Below are 20,504 nucleotides of genomic sequence, written 5' to 3'. Positions count from 1 at the left end.
TCATTCCTTTAAACGCTATCTTTTTGACCCGTACGCATGTTATAATCTTTTAGATTGAGTATTGGGAGGTAGTATGAATGATTCAAGTATCAGATGTAAGCTTACGTTTCGGTGACCGCAAGTTATTCGAAGACGTGAATATAAAATTTACCCCGGGAAATTGTTACGGATTGATCGGTGCGAACGGCGCCGGTAAATCAACATTCCTGAAAATCCTTTCCGGAGATATTGAAGCACAAACAGGGAATGTTTCGATGTCGCCTGGTGAGCGCCTCGCTGTTTTAAAGCAGGATCACTTTGAATATGAAGAATATGAAGTATTGAAAGTCGTCATCATGGGACATACCCGTCTTTATGAAGTGATGCAGGAAAAAGATGCTATATATATGAAAGAAGATTTCTCTGATGAAGACGGCATGAGAGCCGCTGAATTGGAAGGCGAATTCGCTGAACTGAACGGATGGGAAGCAGAATCAGAAGCCGCCATCCTATTGAAGGGCCTTGGAATCGGGGAAGATCTGCATGCAAAGCAGATGTCCGAGCTTACAGGCGGAGATAAAGTAAAAGTTCTTCTTGCCCAGGCATTATTCGGTAAACCCGATGTCCTGCTTCTTGATGAGCCTACCAACCACTTGGATATCCAGGCAATCCAGTGGCTGGAAGAATTCTTGATCAACTTTGAAAATACGGTCATCGTTGTATCCCATGACCGTCATTTCTTGAATAAGGTATGTACGCACATTGCCGACCTTGATTTTGGAAAGCTCCAGATTTATGTCGGTAACTATGATTTCTGGTATGAGTCCAGTCAGCTGGCACTTAAAATGGCTCAGGATCAGAATAAAAAGAAAGAAGAAAAAATCAAGGAGCTCCAGGCTTTCGTTGCGAGATTCTCAGCCAATGCTTCCAAATCGAAGCAGGCGACTTCCCGTAAAAAACTACTGGATAAAATCTCGCTTGATGATATCAAGCCAAGCTCGCGCCGCTACCCTTATGTTCAGTTCAAGCCGGAGCGCGAAATCGGTAACGACGTACTGAGAGTCGAAGGGCTGACGAAAACGATCGACGGAGTCAAGGTCTTGGATAATGTCAGCTTCATCATGAACAAAGATGATAAAATCGCTCTTGTAGGCGCTGATGAAATTGCCAAGACGACCCTCTTCAAAATCCTTGCAGGCGAAATGGAGCCTGACAGCGGTTCGTTCAAATGGGGTGTCACTACCTCTCAAGCTTATTTCCCTAAAGACAACACAGAGCACTTTGAGGGATCTGAGCCTACTTTGGTCGACTGGCTGCGCCAGTATTCACCTGAAGATGAAAGCGAGACGTTCCTCCGCGGATTCCTGGGACGCATGTTGTTCTCTGGTGAGGAAGTGCTGAAGAAGCCGAGCGTACTGTCAGGTGGGGAAAAAGTGCGCTGCATGCTTTCCAAGATGATGCTGAGCGGCTCAAACGTCTTATTATTGGATGAGCCTACCAACCACTTGGATCTTGAGTCCATCACAGCATTGAACAATGGATTGATCGCGTTTAAGGGAGCCATGATTTTTGCATCCCATGACCATCAGTTCATTCAGACGATTGCAAACCGCATCATTGAAATCAAGGATGGCGGAATCATTGATAAGCAGACGACTTATGATGAATTCCTTGAATTGAAAGCTTCTCAAAAAGCGTAAATTCGCATTTATTATAGGCAGGATTAAAAAAACCTGTGAAAACTTAATGTAATAAGATTAGCCTCTAAATACCGCTAATGATTTCCGTGCAGGACTCCGCTTTCCGCGGGTAGCTTGTGAGCCTCCTCCGCTTCGCCTGCGGGGTCTCACATTAGCTGCTTTTCCCGCAGGAGTCTGCGTCCTGCACTCCAATCAAACGCTGGTTAGAGCTAATACCTTCATGTATATTTAAACTAAAAACCCGAACTAATTTCACGAATTGGTTCGGGTTTTTTATTTACACTTTTTAATGCATTCTCTTTTTAGCCAGATATCCTTTGATCTGGAAGTAGGATATTTGGTCGGGCAGTTCTTCTTTTATTGGTTTCAGAGGCTTTTCTCCTGTTTTGTTGACCGCTGATTCGATCAGTGATTCTTCTTCATCGGTAAAGAAGCGGCTCCAGTCATCGAGCAGACCTTCTTCGTAGGAGCGGATGATATGGTTTTCAATCGTTGCCGTACTCATCCCCCGTGCTGAAGCAATTTCTTTAATATCCTTATCTTCGCTGAACATTTTGAACGTGACCATATGGGATGGCTCGTCCGATTGTCCCTTCCCCCTTGGTGATGGGGATTCAGCCGGCTCTTCTTCAATCTTACGGGTATAGTCTTGATTTTCTTCTAAGAAGGCTTGGATTTCCTTCATGAACAATTCACCGTAGCGTTCGAGTTTACTTTCCCCAACTCCGCTGACATTGAGGAACTCAGCTTCATCAGAAGGCTGCTTCAGGCACATATCATGCAGCGTTTTGTCTGAAAAGATGACAAACGGAGGCACCCCTTCCTCTTTTGCGATGGTTTTTCTCAAATCCCTCAAGACCTGGAACAGTTCGTCTTCATTCGATAAAGCTGGAGCAGGAGTGACTTGTTTCTTGCGTGTAACCTGCTTTTCCCCGATTAAGACTTCCCGTCCTTTACTTGAGACTTTAAGTACCGGATAGCTTCCTCCCTCTACATCGATGATGCCTTCTGAAATCAAGTAGTCAATGAAGAGGCCGACTTCCTTTTGCGACTCTCCCTTCAGCAACCCGTATGTCGACAGCTTATCAAATCTGAAATCAAGGATCTTCTTTCCCTTAGAGCCGGTCAGCACGCCGCTGATCATGGAGGTGCCGAAACGTTCGTTCATCCGGATCATGCATGAAAGCACCATCTGGGCCTTGACCGTGACATCCTCCGACTCCCTGTCATCAAGACAATTGCTGCAGTGGCCGCATTCATCCTCTGACTCTTCCCCGAAATAAGAAAGGATATAATTTTGAAGGCAGGTTTCTGTATGCACAAAATCAACCATGTCCCTCAGTTTCTGCAATTCATTATGATGCAGTTCCGGACTCATTACGTTCTGATCGATGATGTATCGCTGGGTCTGGATGTCTTGCGGGGAAAAGAGCAGTATGCATTCACTTTCCACTCCGTCCCGTCCGGCACGGCCGGCTTCCTGGTAGTACGCTTCCATATTTTTCGGGATCTGATAATGAACGACGTATCTTACATTTGATTTGTTGATCCCCATCCCGAATGCATTGGTGGCCACCATTACCATGATGGAATCATTTAAAAATGCTTCCTGCTGCTCGAGCCTGAGGCCATCGGACAGTCCGCCGTGATATTTCCCTGCCGACACTCCCTTTTTCACCAGGTAATCATGAACATTTTCAACTTCTTTCCGGGTTGCACAATAGATGATCCCTGACTGCTGGCTGTTCCTTCCTGCATATTGACCGATCCACCGTTTCCTGTCCTCGCCCTTTAATACATTAAAGAAAAGATTGTTTCGTTGAAAACCAGTCAATACTTTGTTTTCTGGGGGGATATGCAGATGGTTGAGGATATCACGTTGAACTTGAGGGGTTGCCGTGGCAGTCAAAGCAAGTATGACAGGTTGTGAAGATAGTTGATTCACTGCATCATAGATTCCCATATAGCTCGGCCTGAAATCATGTCCCCATTGAGATAAGCAGTGAGCTTCATCCACAGCGACCAGCGGTATATCCAATGAATTGAGATAGCGGATGAATTGCGGGGATTCCAGCCGTTCAGGTGCTATATACAGCAGTCTATATTCTCCGTACGAGAGTTCTTCCATCCGCTCTTCCACTTCGGCTGCACTGAGTGTGCTGTTTATGTAAGTGGCAGGTATGCCCTGGAATGTCAGCGAATCGACCTGATCTTTCATCAAGGAGATCAAAGGAGAGATGACAAGGGTGACCCCCTCAAGCATCAATGCGGGAACTTGATAACAAATTGATTTTCCTCCGCCGGTAGGCATGATGCCGGCTGTGTTCTTTCCTGATAAGACGTTCGAAATGATCACATCTTGTCCTTTTCTGAATTCTGAATACCCAAAGTATTGTTTGAGTATATCGTGAGCCTCTTTCAATCTCTTTCAGCCTCCTTTCATTTTGCTTCCTTTATTGTAATCTACATTTTTCGTTGTGCCAACTCATACACGGAAACAAAACGATCCAAAGGAAACATCGTCTCCCCGGACCGCTGTCTAACCGATTATTTTCAGTTTTTACTGTAAACTTTTTCACCTGAAGCCCATGTCTCTATCACTTGAATAGAATGAAGCTCGTTTTCAGCAACTTCCAGAGGATGCCGATCGAGAAGAAGGAAATCTGCCCTTTCACCAATCGTCAGTCTGCCTTGATTATGCTCCTCGTTCAATTCGATGAGAGTCGGTGTGGAGGTATAGCCGATAAAAGCTTCATCGACGGTAAGCTTTTCCTGGGGCTGCCAGCCGCCTCCCGGGTTTCCTTCAAAGTCAGTCCGATTCACTGCTGCAAAGATCCCTTCAAAGGGATTAAGCGACCCGATTGGCAAATCGGAACTAAGCGTAATGGGAACATTGTGGTTGAGCATACTCCTGAATGCATCACAATATGGCGCAAGCTCTTCCCCTACCCACTTTTCTTTCTTATCCCACTCACTGAGGAGAAATGATGGCTGCGTCTCAATGAATATATTAAGCTTCTCTAAACGGTATAAAAGATCCGGCCCAAGGGTTTGGGCATGAATGATCCTGTGCCGCAGGGTTTCTGTATTCGCCTCAGGCTGCTCAAACGCTGTTATCGCCTGTTCCACTGCCCTGTCGCCTATGGCGTGCACCGCTACCTGCATGCCGTTCTGCCCGGCAAGCGTTACAATATCATTCAGTTCCTGCTGTGAATAGACTGCATTCCCAGTCGTATCCTTTTTATCCCTATACGGTATTCTCATGGCAGAAGTATGAAGCCTTTGAGTTCCGTCAAGAAAAACCTTCACCGCTCCCACTTTTACTTTTTCCGTGCCTTCCCCGGTACGGAATGGATGCGAATCCAGATAGTCTTCCAAATGCTTCTTCTTAAAAATATAGTGATGCAGATAAGCCCTGATCGGAAGCTTTCCTTCCTTTTCCAAAGAAGTGTAGGCACTCCACAGCCGATCGAATGAACCGATGAAGTTCAAATCTTCGGTGTGGATGGTGGTGATTCCATGTTTGAGGAGATGGGGGATTCCGTAATGCAGTGCATCTATTGCATCTTCTGTGCTCCTGCTGCGAAAATGATGTTTGATAAAATGAACAGCCGTATCTTTGAAGCGCCCTGTCCAGTTCCCTTCATTATCCGTCTCTTTAAAGGAGTCAGGTATGTCAGAGAATTCTTCCTCCCGCTCCAGAAGATCCATTACTTTATGATTGACAACACACTCATGCCCGTCCTGATGGAGGAAAAACATATATGTATGAAGATGCAGTTCATCCAGGTCCTTTGCCTCAAGGAGAGAATCGCGGTCGGTGAATGAACTATCATTGAGTCCTCTCCCTACAACCCAGTCACCCTTTTCCATTTGGGGATAATGTGCACGCACTTCCTCCTTCATCTGTTCCCAGCCCGTAACGTGTCTGAGGTCCAATTCCCTTTTCATCAGGCCGTAGCGCAGGAAATGCATATGCGAGTCATGGAATGCCGGGGTCATGACCCTTTCCTTGCCATCCACGACATGCGCGCCTTTTTCCTCCGTCTTTCCTTTATGGATGTCTCTTATCTTTCCTTTTTCAATCACTACATGATGGATCCCGCCATCTTGCTTGAAATCCTGTCCATCATATAGGCGTACGTTATCAATGATCAATTCCAACATTCCTCCTTCGTTCTTCTATAGTTATTTCTACCAATATGAGAGTATTGATAAACATTGCGCGAAGCAAATAAAAACTGCAGAGGGGATAATCTCCTCTGCAGTCCTAAAAAAATCAGAACCACCTGAACTTGGTTTCTTCTGTCTTCTGTTCTTCGGCCTGGGGTCTCGCTTCAGGTCTTTCAAGCTTCCAAAAGCTGTCCCAAATTGAATGTTCATCCTTCTCTGGCATGATCGGCACTTCTTTTTCCTTTTTGTTTTTACCGGACATGGTGCTCCCTCCTTTTACGCATGTTACACTACATACTATTCAGGAACAAAAAAAGCGTTTTAAAATAATAAAAAAAAGAACCAATCAAATGATTGATTCTTTGCTTCATCAGGACGATTTCATCGTTGGGTGGGGATTATCCACTACCTGCAGTACTTTAGTCGATTTCTCCATATCAGCGTTGCAGAGCGGGCACTTAGGTGTGTCTTCGCTCTTGAAGTTATCCCTCATCCACCCTTTGCAATCAGCGGAAGAACAAGCCCAAATTTCCGTTTCCTCAGTTTTTATTTCTTCTTCTACTTGATTTCGACGACCAAAAGCCATTGAATGTCCTCCTTTAAGATAAGCAGGATTTCCATGCCGGGCACGAAAAAACTGATTTGTGGTATTGTAGCTCAAGACAAAATTATGTGGGTATATAATGAAAAGCCGGTTGTTGTGTAGGTATCATTCTGCGATTAATTCCATTATACCATACTTGCTTACATATTAATATATACAGCTGCCCGCTGGACTAGAACGCCACCCGGTGAGATGCATGGATTACTTTTTCTTTTTCGACCGCGATGAATCCGCAGGTGATCCGCCGGGAAGTTCTTTGTTAGTCGTTCCTTGCCCTTCTATCTGTGATGAACCTAACAACGCTTTTGATGGATCTTCTTTCTTTCTACTCATCTATCATCACCTCCGTCCTATATCATTTCCTGATTCTTGCTTTTTTATGTACAGACACCTTCCATTTGATCGGTTTCCACATGAGTAATGTCAACAAAGTGGGGGAATCTAAACTAAAACATGTCTAGGGTGATGGGAAGTGTTCAGACGCAAGAAACCTGACGGTAAAACTGAAGCCGGTGCTGCTCACAGCTATGAGTTAGAGACTTTAAAGCAGGAAATCTCAGCGCAGGTAAGCAGCAGCGATGATTTAATCTTTCGGATAGTGAAACCGGGGGACGAGCAGATCATCGTTATGTATTTCGAAGACCTGGTGAATACTGCAATCTTAAACGAATGCATCATCCGTCCACTTGAAGAGATGCAAGATGAGATTCATGCAGAATCAATCGCGAACAGGGTCAATATTGGAGGTATCACCCGCACCAATCAACTGACAGAAGTTGCCCGGCAGCTGGTGGACGGTCAAGCGTATATATTCCGGGAAAAAGATACATATGGAATCCTGTGTAATATTGAGGATAAAGCCACCCGCGGCTTGGAAAAGGCGGAAACCGAGTCACTTGTTTTCGGGCCGAAAATATCTTTTACAGAGTCCATTTCCAAGAATCTGAATTTGGTCCGTTCGAACATCAATGATCCAAAACTATGTGTAGAAACATACATGATTGGAACACGCACCAAGAAAAAAGTACAGATGGTGTACATCAAAGACATCGCCGACGAAGAAAATGTCAATACGTTCAGGCAGAGAATCACTGACCTTGAGATTGACAGTATAATCGATTCAACAGTCCTGTCCCAAATGATAGAGGATAATTCATGGACAGTGTTCCCGCAGTTTATCACTACTGAGCTTCCGGACCGCCTTACCGTCTCACTTCTGCATGGTAAGATCGGCCTGTTGGTGGACAGAAGTCCAACTGTGATCATCGGACCGTCGACATTCCTCAATTTTTTCGAATCAACAGAAGATATTTATATGAGATGGAATATGGGGACATTCTTGCGGATCATCCGGTTCATCGCGATTTTCTTCTCTGTCTTATTGACACCGGCTTATGTAGCCGTCCTCACATTCCATTACGAAGTCATTCCATCGGCTCTATTGGTTTCTTTGGGACAATCCCGTTCGAACGTACCATTTCCCCCTGTTTTCGAAGCGCTCCTCCTGGAATTTGTCATCGAACTGCTCAGAGAAGCCGGGGCGCGGCTGCCTACGAAAGTCGGACAAACAATGGGTATCGTCGGCGGTATCGTGATCGGGCAGGCCGCCGTCGACGCGGGATTCACCAGCAATATCCTGATCATCATCATCGCGATAAGCGCATTGGGGTCCTTTACCGCTCCAAGCTATGCCATTGGCACGGCTGTCCGGATGATCCGGTTCCCGCTCATTTTGATGGCCGGCCTTTACGGGGGAGTCGGAATTATGTTCAGCTTCTGTTTCATCTTGATTCATCTTTTAAAGATCACCACACTTGGCAGACCTTATCTGTCCCCCATTTATCCGCTCAGGTTTGCTGATTGGAAATACAGTTTCTTCAGGCTTCCTTATCAATTTTTAGTAAGGCGCCCTATGACCAATCATACGAAAGATTCATACCGCATGCCTGTCGAAAAGCATAAAAAGAAAAAAGATGTGGATGAATGATGCCAGGCTTGCCGGGACTGAATGATTAAACTGGAGTGAAGGAAAGGGTGAAATGCATGAAGGTCAATCCGGAACCCCAAAAAAATTTACTGTTCAATGCTTTTCTGGTCGCTTTCATCCTTCATACTGCCCAAGTTGGTGTAGGTATTGCAGGCGTCCCGAGGATCGTCTTCATGGAATCGAAGCAGGATGCATGGATCACCATCATCGCTGCAGGAATCGTGATGACCATCGTGATTTTCATCATGACGAGATTGCTTGCGTCCTATTCAGGTGCAGATTTATTCGGCATTCATTATGATGTATATGGAAAATGGCTGAGCCCTTTGTTTAACAGCGTGTATATCCTCTATTACTTAACAGTGACCTACATCATCATGATGAATTATACAGAAATGGTACAGGCATGGGTATTCCCGAAGATGCCGACTTGGCTCCTGATATCTTTCCTGGTGTTCTTGACGTGTTATGCGGTACTTGGCGGAATCCGGGTCGTAGTCGGTGTCACCTTCATCGGACTTCTGTTAACATTGTGGCTGGTACTGATGATTTATACCCCGGTCAAACATATGGACCTCAATCACCTTCAGCCCGTCTTCACCTCATCATTTAAAGAGCATATAACGGGGTTGTTCAAGCTCAGCTTTTCCTTGATCGGATTTGAATTGATCCTGTTCATCTATCCATATGTCAAAGAGAAAAAGGATGTCTTGAAATATGCGTTGGCCGGCTCCTGGTATAGCGTATTTTTAATGACCCTGGTCACTGCGGTCAGCATTGGTTTCTTCTCTCAGGAATCCCTTCTGAAGACGATTTGGCCGGTGCTTTCGATGTTCAAGATCGTAAGGATACCCAATCTTGAACGTTTTGAATTCATTGCTGTATCTTTCTGGATGCTCGTCATACTCCCGAATTTATGCATCTATTTCTGGACAGCAACAAGAGGGGTCAAGCGGGTATTCAATTTATCCCAGAAAAAAACCATCTATTGTTTCGCGGCCGCACTGATTGCCGGAAGCTTTTTCATTGATGATAGACTCATGATGAATACGTTTACTGACAAGGTGGGGACTGTAAGTTTTGTGTTGACGTTCATCTATCCTTGCATTCTTTATTTAGTCGTTAAACTAAAACAAGCAGTTACCAAGGAAAGGAGTTAAGGATGAAAAGATTCTGCCTGTTGACTTTGTCACTCATCACTCTCTTATTACTCGCAGGATGCGTTGAAAATAAATATCTCGAAAAATTAGGGTTGATCACCGCGGTCGGATATGATGAAAATGACGAAGAGAAATTAATTGGAACGCTGGTTCTATATCAATTCAACCCGGCTATGGAGGATGTTGAGAAGATATTAACCGGAGAAGCCAATACCTCTAAGGGGATTCGGTTAACTGAAAATCTGGATACTGATCACAAGCTGGCATCGGGCCAGCTGAGGATTGCCATTTACGGCAGGGAACTTGCTGAAAGCGGCATCTCCCAGCTGGTCGATACGCTTGAAAGGGATTCTGCAATCGGGAATATGGTATACTTGGCCGTTTCTGACACCACAGCAGAAGAACTGCTGAAATATCCCCTTGCTGAAAAGTATTCAAACAGAGGAACCTATCTTTATAATCTAGTGAGACAGAATGTGGAAAGTGAGCTCATGATCGCCCCCACCCTTCAGGAATTCATCACTGATTACGGCAGCGTCGGTAAAGACCCCATCCTACCTATGCTCACTTCTTCAGAAGGATCACTGGGAGTTGGAGGGTTCGCCCTCTTCCACAGGGATCGATTTGTGAAAGAAATAGACGAGGAAGATATGTTTTATATTAGAGGCCTCATTGAAAATTATCATTCTTCAGGAAGTCTCGAGGCAGGTTTAAAGATGGAAGCCTTTAAAGACCATCTTTCAGAGAAAGATCAATCCGGAATAGAAAAAGCTGACATGGGAGAAAAACTTTATTTCGTTTTTGACAGCATCCATTCCCGGCACAAAATCAAGGCAGCCAAGCAGAAAAAACCCCACTTTACTATAGAACTGGACATGGAAGTGCGTCTTCAGGAAGTCACAGAGAAACTAAAGCTTTCTGATCCCGAAGTGCATGCATTGGTAGAAAGGGAGGCTGCTCAATATATAGAGAAGAAAATCGAGAGTACCATCAAGATGCTCCAGGAAAACAATGTGGACCCGATTGGTTTCGGGATGGAATACAGAACGGTAAGAAGCCATGAATCCCTTACCCAGGAAGAGTGGGACAATCTATATAAAGATGCAGCATTCGACGTAAGCGTTCATATGAATCTCAAGAGGACCGGGGTCACTGATTAAAGATGAACAAGAAAGAAGGAATGCAGTATCGACCTGCATCCCTTTAATCGTTTTCAATCAGGACTTTTAATTCTCCTTTTAATTTTTCATCCACTTTCATCGGCTGTTCATCTTCAAATAAAATGATGCCGTGATAGATTTGCACATCATCGTCACATGCTTCACAGAATTCCATTTCTTCTGGATTCCAAAAGACGATTGATTGATAATTCTTGGTTTTGACATTGGGGAATTTATTTCTCAATCGTGAGATTTCTGTCTTATATTTTTGAATGGCCTCCGATTCCTTTTCATATTCCCATATTTTGACGATATCCTTTTGCCAGTCTTCAAAAAACCACCACGGCTCCGCATCGCTTCTGGTCAGAATCACTTTCCTTATTGGTTCCAATGCTTCACCCTCCTTATTCTTCCCAAACTATTTTACATCACTTCAAATGAAAATCAAGAAAACCGAATGGGTACTCCTTCATATTAATTAGACAAGTTCTCTCCCCTTCATGCATAACAATAAAACAATGGCTGTTCTATACATTTAATAAGGAGGAGAAAGTTTGAAATTTTTAGTGTTGAAGAAATCATCCCTTATCGTTATCTTTTTCACCCTTTTGATTATCAGTCTGGGATCCATCTGGGCTTACAAATCAAATTCATATCCTACGGTTTCAATGGATCCAGCCGATGTACAGACCTTCGAGCTGGTGACAGGGGAATTCAAGTCGAAGACCGACGATGGGAAAGAAATCGAATCCTACCGCTGGGATCCCGGTACAATCGTCGTTGAAAAGGATAAACGCATCCAGCTTCGGATTCATGGTGTAAACGGCAAAGCCCACCCGTTCCACATTGAAGGGACAAACATCAAAGGCACGGTTGAAAAAGGCAAAGAAACAGTTGTCGACGTCACGTTCTCCAAAGAAGGAACCTACCGCATCGTTTGTGAAGCACATACAACGATGGAACAAAGCGGCCCGATGATCGGGTATATCATTGTGGATTAAAAAAAGATACAAAGTCATAAATTAATACCGTTAATGATTTTCGTGCAAGACTAAGCTTTCCGCGGGAACTTTTTCGTCAAAGTGGTAACTGTCCAGCTTCAGGGCTTAGAGCACATGTATAAGCCAAACACCTCTGAGCAAAACCCTTCAGCTTTTCTGATAGGAGTCTTCGTCCTGCACTCCAATCAACCGCTGGATTATACTTAAATCTAAATCTCATTAAATAAATTTAAAACCCGAACCGATTTGCCTTTTATAATGCAAACCGGTTCGGGTTTTACTTTGGTCCCAGCCTTTTTCTTTTTTTCAATACCTGAGACTTCTAATATTCCCGTTCCCGTAATCTCATCATTGAAATACCTGCTATCACAAGGATGATCATATAAAGGAATAAAGGATAAAAAAAGGATGAATACTCCCATTCACTGTGATGATTCGATGCCAGCACCTGCTGTTTTTTATCGGAGCGGTTAACAGCATGCAGCTTGGTGGAAGCAATCTCTTCATTGTCTTCGTTAAATATGGTCAACGTGCCGTTCGTGTCGACCACTTCATTCACCGATTGGTTGAACGGCTTTGTATAATAGAAGTCTGATTGCAATTTGTAGGAGCCGTTTTCTGTTTGAAAGTCACTGTCCTTTGATACAAACGTCCTCGTAAAATGATTCAATCCGTAATCAAGAAGTGAGCGTGTATCCGCATATATGGCCCTTTTACTCTGTGCATCCATCGTTACGGCGACAACCGATACACCATCATTTTCGGCAGAAGTCACCAGGGTATGATTGGCTTCAGGTACAAATCCGTTCTTCCCGCCTGTCACTTCGGGATAAGGCATTTCTCCCTTGACCATTTTATGGTGGTTGTAAAGGGTGGTCTTCCAGCTTTCAGTGGACCATTCCAGAGTATCGATATCAAAGATATCCCTGAACGTCTCGTTTTTCATTGCATAGCTTGTGATCTTGGCCATATCGTAGGCGGTCGTATAATGATTCTTATCATAAAGACCATGGGGATTCTCGAAGTGCGTATCCTTAACCCCGACTTCATCCTTCAGGAAACGATTCAGTTTATCTGTAAATCCCTCAACAGATCCCTCAGTATGCTCCGCGATCGCGACGGCAGCATCATTCCCCGAGTTGACCATCAACCCCTGCAGCAGCTGCTCCATGGATATCCTCTCTCCCGGAAGCAGATAGACAGTGGATCCTTCCGTCCCGGCTGCCCGTTCACTGACAGTGACTGTTTCTTCAAGGCTGCTGTTTTCAAGCGCATATATAGCTGTAGCGATCTTCGTAATACTGGCAGGGTTCATTTTCTTATGGGCACCCTTGGAATAAAGAACGCTTCCCGTTTCTGAATCTATCAATACAGCCGATTTACTAAAAAGAGTATCAGGCTTTTTTGCTGTATTAGTTTGTGCCGATGCCATAGTCGAAAATACCCAGAATAGCATGATGGTCATCAGCAATAACGTTTTCTTCATATCTTCACACACCTGTCCCGTCAATCTACTAAACCATTTTATCAAAAAAATGATACTTTAATCACAAATCGTTCATTTGTTATATAATTGAAAGAATGATGTCAATTCCTTACAAAATAATTGCTTCAGTCCTTTTGGGAAGTATGCCCGTCCCCCCTACTTCTGGTACAATATTAGTAACTGCATGAAACTTTTTCAGTCACTTCAACGTATAAAAGGTAAGCATTCTATTAAGGGGTAGATGAAATGAATACTTTTTTGCACTTTCTCTTGAGAAGTGTTGTCTCCATTACAATCGGAAGTACCAGTTTTGTCGTGTATTTACTGGCGTTTGATATCGGCTTCCCGCTCACGCTGCTTGCAGGGGCCGCGACCGGTATCGCATCCTTTTTTACGATAAAGGAAATTCAGCGGAGCGTATGGCTGAATAAAAAAGGGTTGAGCAGAAAGGAATATCGGTACATCGGCAAGAATTTAAAAGAAGCGAAAGAAAAAGTCAAACGGCTTCAGAAACAGCAGCTTAAGGTGCGGTCGCTTGGCGCTTTCAAGCAGATCCTGGAGATCAACCGGCTGACACGGAAGATCTTCCAATTGGTCTCAAAGGATCCCAAGCGTTATTACTCGGCTGAATCATTTTTCTACTATCATCTGGATTCCGTTGTGGAACTGACAGAGAAATATACATTCCTTGCTTCACAGCCGGGCAAAAGCCAGGATACTTTCCTTTCCCTCCAGCAGACCCGCTCCACCCTGGATGAACTGATTGAATCATTGGAGAAGGATCTGCAGATGGTGGTGGCAGATGATATGGATCACTTGAAAATGGAATTGACTTTCGCTAACAAACATCTTACACAAAATAAAGATTTAAAATAGATGATGGAGGTTTTATGATGGAACAACGTCAAGAGCTTAACGAGCTGGATCAGCTCCTTTCCAATCCCTTCTCTGATGATCAGGATAGAAAAACCGAAACTGCGCCTGCATTATTGGACCGTCTGCCGAAAGAACAGCAGGCCAAGGCCAGACAACTTGCCGAGCAGATCGATTACAAGGACTACGAGGCGATCCTGAAATACGGAACCGCTGCACAAAACCAGCTGTCGAGCTTCTCCCATTCAATGCTTGAGCATGTGCAGAAGAGGGATATCGGGCCGATCGGGGATGTATTGAGCGACCTGATGAAAAAATTGGAGCAGATGAATCCCGATGAACTGAATTCGAAGCAAAAAGGGATCTTCAAAAAATTGTTCAGGAAAGTATCTTCTTCAATACAGGAAGTACTCTCTAAATATCAAAAGATCGGATCCCAGATCGACCGCATCTCTGTAAGACTGGAACATTCTCAGAAAACCTTGCTTGATGACAACAGGCTGCTCGAAACACTCTATGATAAGAATAAGGATTACTTTCAGGCACTGAATATTTACATCGCCGCAGCGGAAATCAAGCGGGATGAGATTCAGCACACCCTCCTTCCTTCACTCAGAAGAAAGGCAGAGGAATCAGGTGACGAATTGATTTTCCAGGAAGTGAACGATACGATGCAATTCCTGGACCGCCTCGACAAGCGGATCCACGACCTTAAACTGAGCAGGCAGATGACGATTCAATCCGCTCCGCAAATACGGTTGATCCAGAATACCAATCAGGCACTGGCGGAAAAGATCCAGGCGTCTATCCTTACAGCGATCCCGTTGTGGAAAAACCAGATCGCGATTGCCCTCACCCTCTTAAATCAACAAAAAGCGGTGACGGCCCAGAAGCAGGTTTCCCAGACGACCAATGATCTTCTGCTGAAGAACTCGGAAATGCTGAAAACAAACAGTATCGAAACCGCAAGAGAAAATGAACGGGGCATCATCGATGTGGAAACCCTCAAGAAAACCCAGGAAAATTTAATCGCCACAATCGAAGAGACATTAACCATCCAGGCAGAAGGACGCCAGAAGCGTCTCCAGGCAGAACAGGATATGGCTGTAATGGAACAGGAGTTAAAACAAAAGCTGATGGAAATCAAAAAATAAGAGGCGCCCGCGGGCGCCTCTTATTTTTCTTCACTAACCGCAATCTCATCGGTAATCGCATCGTACTGCTTTTCTGCAAGGGCAGAAGACAATTCGCTATTGAGCATTTAAACCCCTGTCATCGAATAATAGCTTCTACACACCAGGTGTGCGGCAGCTGCCTAAAGATTATTCGACAAGTTGCTTGAAAAACGGGTGAAGTGGCTCGTATTTTTAAAAAGTGGATTGTAAATCTTGAAAGTGGCTCGTATTTCTTAAAAATGGCTCGTAAATCCTGAAAGTGGCTCGTATTTTTCCTTCTGCAGGAATTTGGATGACTGGTGACCGCTCTTATCCTTCTTTTTAATCCGATACCAGCCCCAGCTTGAAGGATGGTACCCTTTATTCTCAAAAAAAGAAGAAGAGGAAACCAGGAACAGTCCCCCACTGCCAAAAAAGAGGGACGGACCTCATCACAAGAAGTCCGTCCCTCTCCATTTTCTGACAACGTAACGAATCCTGAATCCAGACAGTTCGCCCTTAGAAGAGGACGCAGGATCACGGGCTGCCCGCAGAAAGCGAAGTCTTGCACTCCAATCAAACGTTAGAAAATGAAAATTATGATGGTACCTTACTAAAATAAACCGAACTAATTTGCTTGCCAAAAGTCAAATTAGTTCGGTTTTTTTCAATTAGATATAAGATATTTCTCAGCGTCTGCATCAAGTCAGATGCTTTTATACAACAATTTACGCAGCAGCGGGAATAACACATCCGGCAGTTCCTCGATATCTGAAACAAGGATGCTGTAATTGCCGTAGATGTTCTGGATGGTATTCCGCTGTCCTTCATCAATCGGTCCATTCGATAGGAACACATTGATGACTTCGATTCCCTGCTTCCTTGCATCCAACACTGCTTCATGCGTATCGACGATCCCGTTTTGATCATATTCCATCGCTGCAGGTTCGCCGTCAGAGAAGACTAGGAGGAATTTCTGTTTCTCGTTCCTTCTTAAAATCCGCTCGGTCATCAATCGGATGGCAAACCCGTCCCTGTTGTCTTCTTCAGGCTCGAGCTGCATGATTTCCGCTCCTGAGGATGGCTTTAAAGAAGAAGTGTATTCCAATACAGGTTTCAGATAATTAGGCTGATGTGTCTTTGTTGCCCGATTGGTATCTTCCCAGAACCCGACCACTTCGTGAGGTACACGAACAGACTTCAAAGATTCATGGAATAAAGTGATTCCCAGCTTCGTTTGATCCATTTTATCGAACATTGAACCCGAACAATCGACAAGGAGGGAAAAGACTGCATCAATTTCAGATGATGGATTCTGCTTTTTATAGAACAGTCTCGGATTATCATCTGTCAGAAAGCGGAGCAGCTTCTTGTTCAAGCGTCCGAAGTGCAAATCAGACCGAGGCTGGATCCGTTTATGCTCCAGCGTCTTTTCAATCATTTTTTTCAGTTTTTTCTGTAAGGGAGCAATGGCTGATTTATAATTACCGTAAACACTCTGGTCTTCGGCTGTCGGTATGTCCGGGTAAAGGAAGTAAGGAAGGGCATATCGATTATCCCTGCCATACTTATTTTCCCCTCCGCCCTTCATTTCTTCATGTTCTTTCTCTGCTGCTTTTACATTCTGATATTGTTCTCTTTCGGTCTCTTGAGCCGATCCCTGCACCATCGCCAGGGCCTGGTCGCCATCGTCGCCTTCCCGGACGCCTTCACCCATGAGGTCTGACTGCGAGCCCTGATCCAGATCGAACTGTAAAAAGGATTCACCTTTGTCTTCTGTTTCTCTGTGCCAGGTGCGGAATTCTTCATCGATCACTTCTTCGTCACCAGTGCTTTCTTCCTCAAGGACATCATGGTTCGCCAGTGGATCCTTTCGTTTCATGTCTTCAAAGTTGTCGACAGGAATATCATTTTGTTCATGTGCATCTTCCGGGAGGTGAAAATATTCATTGAGCATATCTTTTCTCACAATCTCCTCGACCACATCAATGACCTGAAGGCAGATACCGGCTACATCGGAAGTCGAATTCGTTTCGTAAAATCTTGTGATTGCTGACTGCAGATACGGCATGGCCAAGTCGATCTCCTCATTTATTGCGGGTGCTTCCTCCAATGGAGACTTGGCATTCAATAATAAAAATAAAGCATTGAACAATGAGTCAGTGAACACACTTTTGGTCAAATTCACTTTTAATTGTGCCTGAAAATACTGCCGGTATAACTCTCTTCTTGTCTCAAATGCCTGCTTTGTCCCCGGTCTTTTGGATTTACAGATTTCCTCGAGGCGCAAATCCTCCCCCATGACAAACAACTGCTTCGCAAACTTGGGAATGGAAGTCTTTTTGATTTTTCGGATATAGTTCCCAACTGCTTCGTAATCAGTTTCTGTCAGGCTGCCGACAGTTCGCAGGTACACATCGCTTTTTAAGCCGTTGACTTCATCCATCCTTTTCCGATGATCCCAGAAATGGCTGACATAGACGATTTGCTGCTTATAATCCACATAAGAATACGGGGCGTATTTCAGTTCCATATCCCCGTTCCTTGAAAGTGTCTTGGCTAAATCCGCCATTTCCATAAATAGAAATGAATCAATGGTTTCATCGTTGAATTGTATGAACCTTTCCATTATCGATCCCTCACTCAAACAAGGTTTCCGCTATATTTTTTATAGCCGCTTTCTCCCTCTCATCTTCCAGCTTATCAATGATACCGCGCTGAATGGCGCGCTTTGCCGGCAAGTACACGGCAAGATCGCATGCATCAAGTAAGGCACGGATGGAAGCAGCCTCCTCGGAAACTTGACCGTTTTTCACCTGAACCAATAAATCAGACGACAGCTCGACGAATGTATGAATCAGCTTCTCATTTTTCAACTGGCTTTGACTTTTAATGACATCCTTCAGAACGTCTCCTTCAATATAAGGGACATCCACAACGACAAATCTGTTTTTCAGCGCTTCATTCAATGGAACTGTCCCTACATACCCCTCATTGATCGCTGCGATGACACCGAACTCAGGAGCTGCTTTTATCACTTCTCCTGTGAATGGATTCGTAATGCTTCTCCGGTAATCAAGTACCCCGTTCAATATAGGAAGGGTTTCAGGCTTGGCCATATTAATCTCATCTATATATAAGAGATGACCTTTCTTCATCGCCTGGATCACAGGTCCTTCAATGAATTCAATTGAGTTTTTCCCGTTCTTTTCAGAAATTGTCTTATATCCGAGCAATGCTTCTGCATCCAGGTCCACTGAGCAGTTGATGCTGTGCATCGGCTGCGAGAATATAGAAGAAAGGGTATCAGACAACTTGGTCTTTCCTGAACCTGTCGGGCCTTTCAGGAGCAAGTTCTTCCCCATTGATAAAGAGATGATGCTGTCTTCAATGATATGGCCCTCACTCGAGGAGTATCCTCCCTCACCGATCAGGAATCCATACTCTGTGCTGTTAAATAGATTTTTTCTTTCATTTATAATTTCGATCACCGATTGCGGCAATACAGTTTCGTGATTCATCCATGACATCCTTTCAAATGGTCTACTAGACACATCATACATGTAATAGCGCTTTCACTGCAAAAAAAGAATATCATTGGACTGCTGGGCATAATCAAAAGCGGAGGCGGCTCGTTCAGGAGCGACAAGCATAAGATGAACTTACCGGAAAGGCGCTCTTTGCCTTTTTGGTAAGTTTAGCTTATGACCTCGAGCTCCTGGCCGCCGCAGCTGGACATTCGAAAAGCGGAGGCGGCTCGCCCAGAGACGACAAGCATAAGACGAGAACCCCGAAAAGGCGCTTTTTGCCTTTTTGGGGTTCTTGACTTATGACCTCGAGCCTCTAGCCGCCGCAGCTGGACAATAAAAAACATCCTTGACGGATGTTTAAAAAGTCTATACCTTAAGGTCCATGCGGGTGAAACTTCGATGAGTGTGCATCCCTGCCTTTTGATAAACGATATTCGCATCTGTCAGGGATTCACTGTCTACGGACAGCGCTGCAGAGGTCATCCCCCTTTCCTTCAGGATAGTGAATGCATGATGCAGAAGGATCGTTGCGTACCCTTTGTTCCTGCAATCTTTCCGCACACCTAAATGGGTTATTTCACCCAACCCCGGCTCATCATTGACTGTACACATAATAAAGCCGATCGGATCAGCTTCTTTTTTCAATAAAAACCAGAGGCTTGGATCAAATGATTCCCTTTGAAATCTTTTCTTGAAATCTTCAAGGCTCGTTGGGTGGTAATCGAAATGATCGGAGAAAACATCTTCAAATAACTCATGCAATAGTATGGTTTCATCCAAACTGAAAGTCGATAACACCGGACCATCCTCTTTATAATGCAATATCCCGTTGTAATCCGATAAGTCCATTTTCATTTGGAACCAGTGCCTGACAGGAGTGAAGCCGTATTCTTCTAGAGTTTCACTTTCGGTTTCAAGATTGGCAGATAAAACGATGACTCTTTCATCTCTCTCGTTCTCTTTTTTACTGACAGCTGAATGAACAAGCTCCTTCAGCAGTTCATTCATCATGTCACCCATCTGTTCTTCAGGGGAAACCATCAGAAGAGACGGCAGACGGTGGTCTTTTACGGTCAAAAGTGAGAATCCGGTCAGCTTCCCGTCTTTCCAAAGGGCTTTACGGTCGTTTTCATCAATGGTCGTCAGGATTTCCCTTACTTCAAATTCGCTTGTCTGCCTCTCTCCGTACACCTTCTCTTCATACTCCAAAAATAACTGAAAGATTGATGGCAGATCTTCAAGCCTTGCAGGCCTGACTGTGTATGTATGCTCTCTCATTACAATCCCCCCAGAAAGTAAAAAGCTGATTCCCGTCCGTTTGAAGAAATCAGCTTTACGAAAATATTATTTTATTTCTTCGAAGTACTCTTTGTAGAAGCCGCCCATTTTGCCGCTTTCATCGATTACAAAATAATAATCTTCAGATTCATTTTTCACTTCGTATTCTTTGCCGATTTCCAGCACATTCGCCACTGTGTATTTCTTGGCATCGGTATGTACACATTTCACTTTTTTCACTGCACTATTTTCTGTCCATGTATGATGTATCATTAGAATCCTCCTAAATGCTTTTGTATTCAGTATATTCTTCCCCAAAGATTTGTTCAACAGCAAACTTTTTGCAGAATCCATTCTCTATTTCAGATTTATCCCCTATCCCCCTGTAAGGAAGCAGCAGGACATGGTATATTATAGGA

The 20,504-nt window shown here is 44.2% G+C and carries 18 protein-coding genes; 7 read left to right on the top strand and 11 right to left on the bottom strand.

Annotated elements, in window-relative coordinates; all coding sequences use genetic code 11:
• The first annotated feature begins 77 nt into the window (after window positions 1–77).
• Complete coding sequence (locus BHE18_RS12190) at window positions 78–1,679, top strand: ABC-F family ATP-binding cassette domain-containing protein (RefSeq protein ID WP_071618821.1); 1,602 nt, start codon at window positions 78–80, stop codon at window positions 1,677–1,679.
• Window positions 1,680–1,965: 286 nt separating this feature from the next.
• Here BHE18_RS12190 and recQ read toward each other — a convergent pair whose 3' ends face one another.
• From recQ to BHE18_RS22905, 5 genes are all read right to left on the bottom strand, one after another.
• A complete protein-coding gene (recQ, locus tag BHE18_RS12185) occupies window positions 1,966–4,101 on the bottom strand; it encodes a DNA helicase RecQ (protein ID WP_071618820.1) in 2,136 nt (711 codons plus the stop codon).
• A gap of 131 nt (window positions 4,102–4,232) precedes the next feature.
• Complete coding sequence (locus BHE18_RS12180) at window positions 4,233–5,846, bottom strand: amidohydrolase (protein WP_235860310.1); 1,614 nt, start codon at window positions 5,844–5,846, stop codon at window positions 4,233–4,235.
• Between the two features lie 112 nt (window positions 5,847–5,958).
• Window positions 5,959–6,114 (bottom strand): hypothetical protein, encoded by a 156-nt coding sequence (locus tag BHE18_RS23240; protein ID WP_171910703.1) that lies wholly within the window; start codon window positions 6,112–6,114, stop codon window positions 5,959–5,961.
• A gap of 108 nt (window positions 6,115–6,222) precedes the next feature.
• The gene (locus BHE18_RS12175) at window positions 6,223–6,438 is read right to left on the bottom strand and encodes a cold-inducible protein YdjO-related protein (RefSeq protein ID WP_032088111.1); all 216 of its coding nucleotides are present in this window, start codon (window positions 6,436–6,438) and stop codon (window positions 6,223–6,225) included.
• 219 nt (window positions 6,439–6,657) lie between these two features.
• Window positions 6,658–6,789: a YuzL family protein gene (locus tag BHE18_RS22905; protein WP_141771865.1), complete on the bottom strand. Its 132-nt coding sequence runs from the start codon at window positions 6,787–6,789 to the stop codon at window positions 6,658–6,660.
• A gap of 139 nt (window positions 6,790–6,928) precedes the next feature.
• Between BHE18_RS22905 and BHE18_RS12170 the strand changes: the two genes are divergently transcribed.
• The 3 genes from BHE18_RS12170 to BHE18_RS12160 are packed head-to-tail and all read left to right on the top strand — an operon-like array spanning window position 6,929 to window position 10,763.
• Window positions 6,929–8,443 (top strand): spore germination protein, encoded by a 1,515-nt coding sequence (locus tag BHE18_RS12170; RefSeq protein ID WP_083573741.1) that lies wholly within the window; start codon window positions 6,929–6,931, stop codon window positions 8,441–8,443.
• A gap of 56 nt (window positions 8,444–8,499) precedes the next feature.
• Entirely contained in the window at window positions 8,500–9,603 is a 1,104-nt protein-coding gene (locus BHE18_RS12165) for a GerAB/ArcD/ProY family transporter (protein WP_071618819.1), read from the top strand.
• Between the two features lie 2 nt (window positions 9,604–9,605).
• Window positions 9,606–10,763, top strand: a complete 1,158-nt coding sequence (locus BHE18_RS12160; RefSeq protein ID WP_071618818.1) for a Ger(x)C family spore germination protein — start codon at window positions 9,606–9,608, stop codon at window positions 10,761–10,763.
• A 43-nt stretch (window positions 10,764–10,806) separates the two neighbouring features.
• Here the strand turns inward: BHE18_RS12160 and BHE18_RS12155 are convergent, their stop codons facing one another.
• On the bottom strand, window positions 10,807–11,154 hold the full coding sequence (locus tag BHE18_RS12155; protein ID WP_071618817.1) for a DUF1033 family protein: 348 nt from the start codon (window positions 11,152–11,154) through the stop codon (window positions 10,807–10,809).
• A 163-nt stretch (window positions 11,155–11,317) separates the two neighbouring features.
• On the opposite strand from BHE18_RS12155, the gene BHE18_RS12150 reads away from it, so the two are divergent.
• Complete coding sequence (locus tag BHE18_RS12150; protein WP_071618816.1) at window positions 11,318–11,764, top strand: cupredoxin domain-containing protein; 447 nt, start codon at window positions 11,318–11,320, stop codon at window positions 11,762–11,764.
• A 322-nt stretch (window positions 11,765–12,086) separates the two neighbouring features.
• Here the strand turns inward: BHE18_RS12150 and BHE18_RS12145 are convergent, their stop codons facing one another.
• Entirely contained in the window at window positions 12,087–13,250 is a 1,164-nt protein-coding gene (locus tag BHE18_RS12145; RefSeq protein WP_071618815.1) for a D-alanyl-D-alanine carboxypeptidase family protein, read from the bottom strand.
• 246 nt (window positions 13,251–13,496) lie between these two features.
• On the opposite strand from BHE18_RS12145, the gene BHE18_RS12140 reads away from it, so the two are divergent.
• Window positions 13,497–14,126 (top strand): 5-bromo-4-chloroindolyl phosphate hydrolysis family protein, encoded by a 630-nt coding sequence (locus BHE18_RS12140; protein WP_071618814.1) that lies wholly within the window; start codon window positions 13,497–13,499, stop codon window positions 14,124–14,126.
• Between the two features lie 14 nt (window positions 14,127–14,140).
• Window positions 14,141–15,277, top strand: a complete 1,137-nt coding sequence (locus BHE18_RS12135) for a toxic anion resistance protein (protein ID WP_071618813.1) — start codon at window positions 14,141–14,143, stop codon at window positions 15,275–15,277.
• A gap of 706 nt (window positions 15,278–15,983) precedes the next feature.
• Here the strand turns inward: BHE18_RS12135 and BHE18_RS12130 are convergent.
• The 4 genes from BHE18_RS12130 to BHE18_RS12115 form a co-directional block, all read right to left on the bottom strand.
• Window positions 15,984–17,906, bottom strand: coding sequence for a nitric oxide reductase activation protein NorD (locus tag BHE18_RS12130; protein WP_071618812.1), 1,923 nt, complete (start codon window positions 17,904–17,906; stop codon window positions 15,984–15,986).
• Window positions 17,907–17,916: 10 nt separating this feature from the next.
• Complete coding sequence (locus tag BHE18_RS12125; RefSeq protein WP_440480390.1) at window positions 17,917–18,807, bottom strand: ATP-binding protein; 891 nt, start codon at window positions 18,805–18,807, stop codon at window positions 17,917–17,919.
• A gap of 366 nt (window positions 18,808–19,173) precedes the next feature.
• Window positions 19,174–20,085, bottom strand: a complete 912-nt coding sequence (locus BHE18_RS12120; RefSeq protein ID WP_071618810.1) for a GNAT family N-acetyltransferase — start codon at window positions 20,083–20,085, stop codon at window positions 19,174–19,176.
• Between the two features lie 66 nt (window positions 20,086–20,151).
• A complete protein-coding gene (locus BHE18_RS12115) occupies window positions 20,152–20,358 on the bottom strand; it encodes a DUF6501 family protein (RefSeq protein ID WP_032088101.1) in 207 nt (68 codons plus the stop codon).
• Between the last annotated feature and the right edge of the window lie 146 nt (window positions 20,359–20,504).

The organism is Rossellomorea aquimaris (assembly GCF_001877785.1).
GTDB classification, from domain to species: Bacteria; Bacillota; Bacilli; order Bacillales; family Bacillaceae_B; genus Rossellomorea; species Rossellomorea aquimaris_A.
The sequence above is the reverse complement of the archived record's forward strand: the minus strand, read 5'-3'. Positions and strand labels throughout refer to the sequence as shown.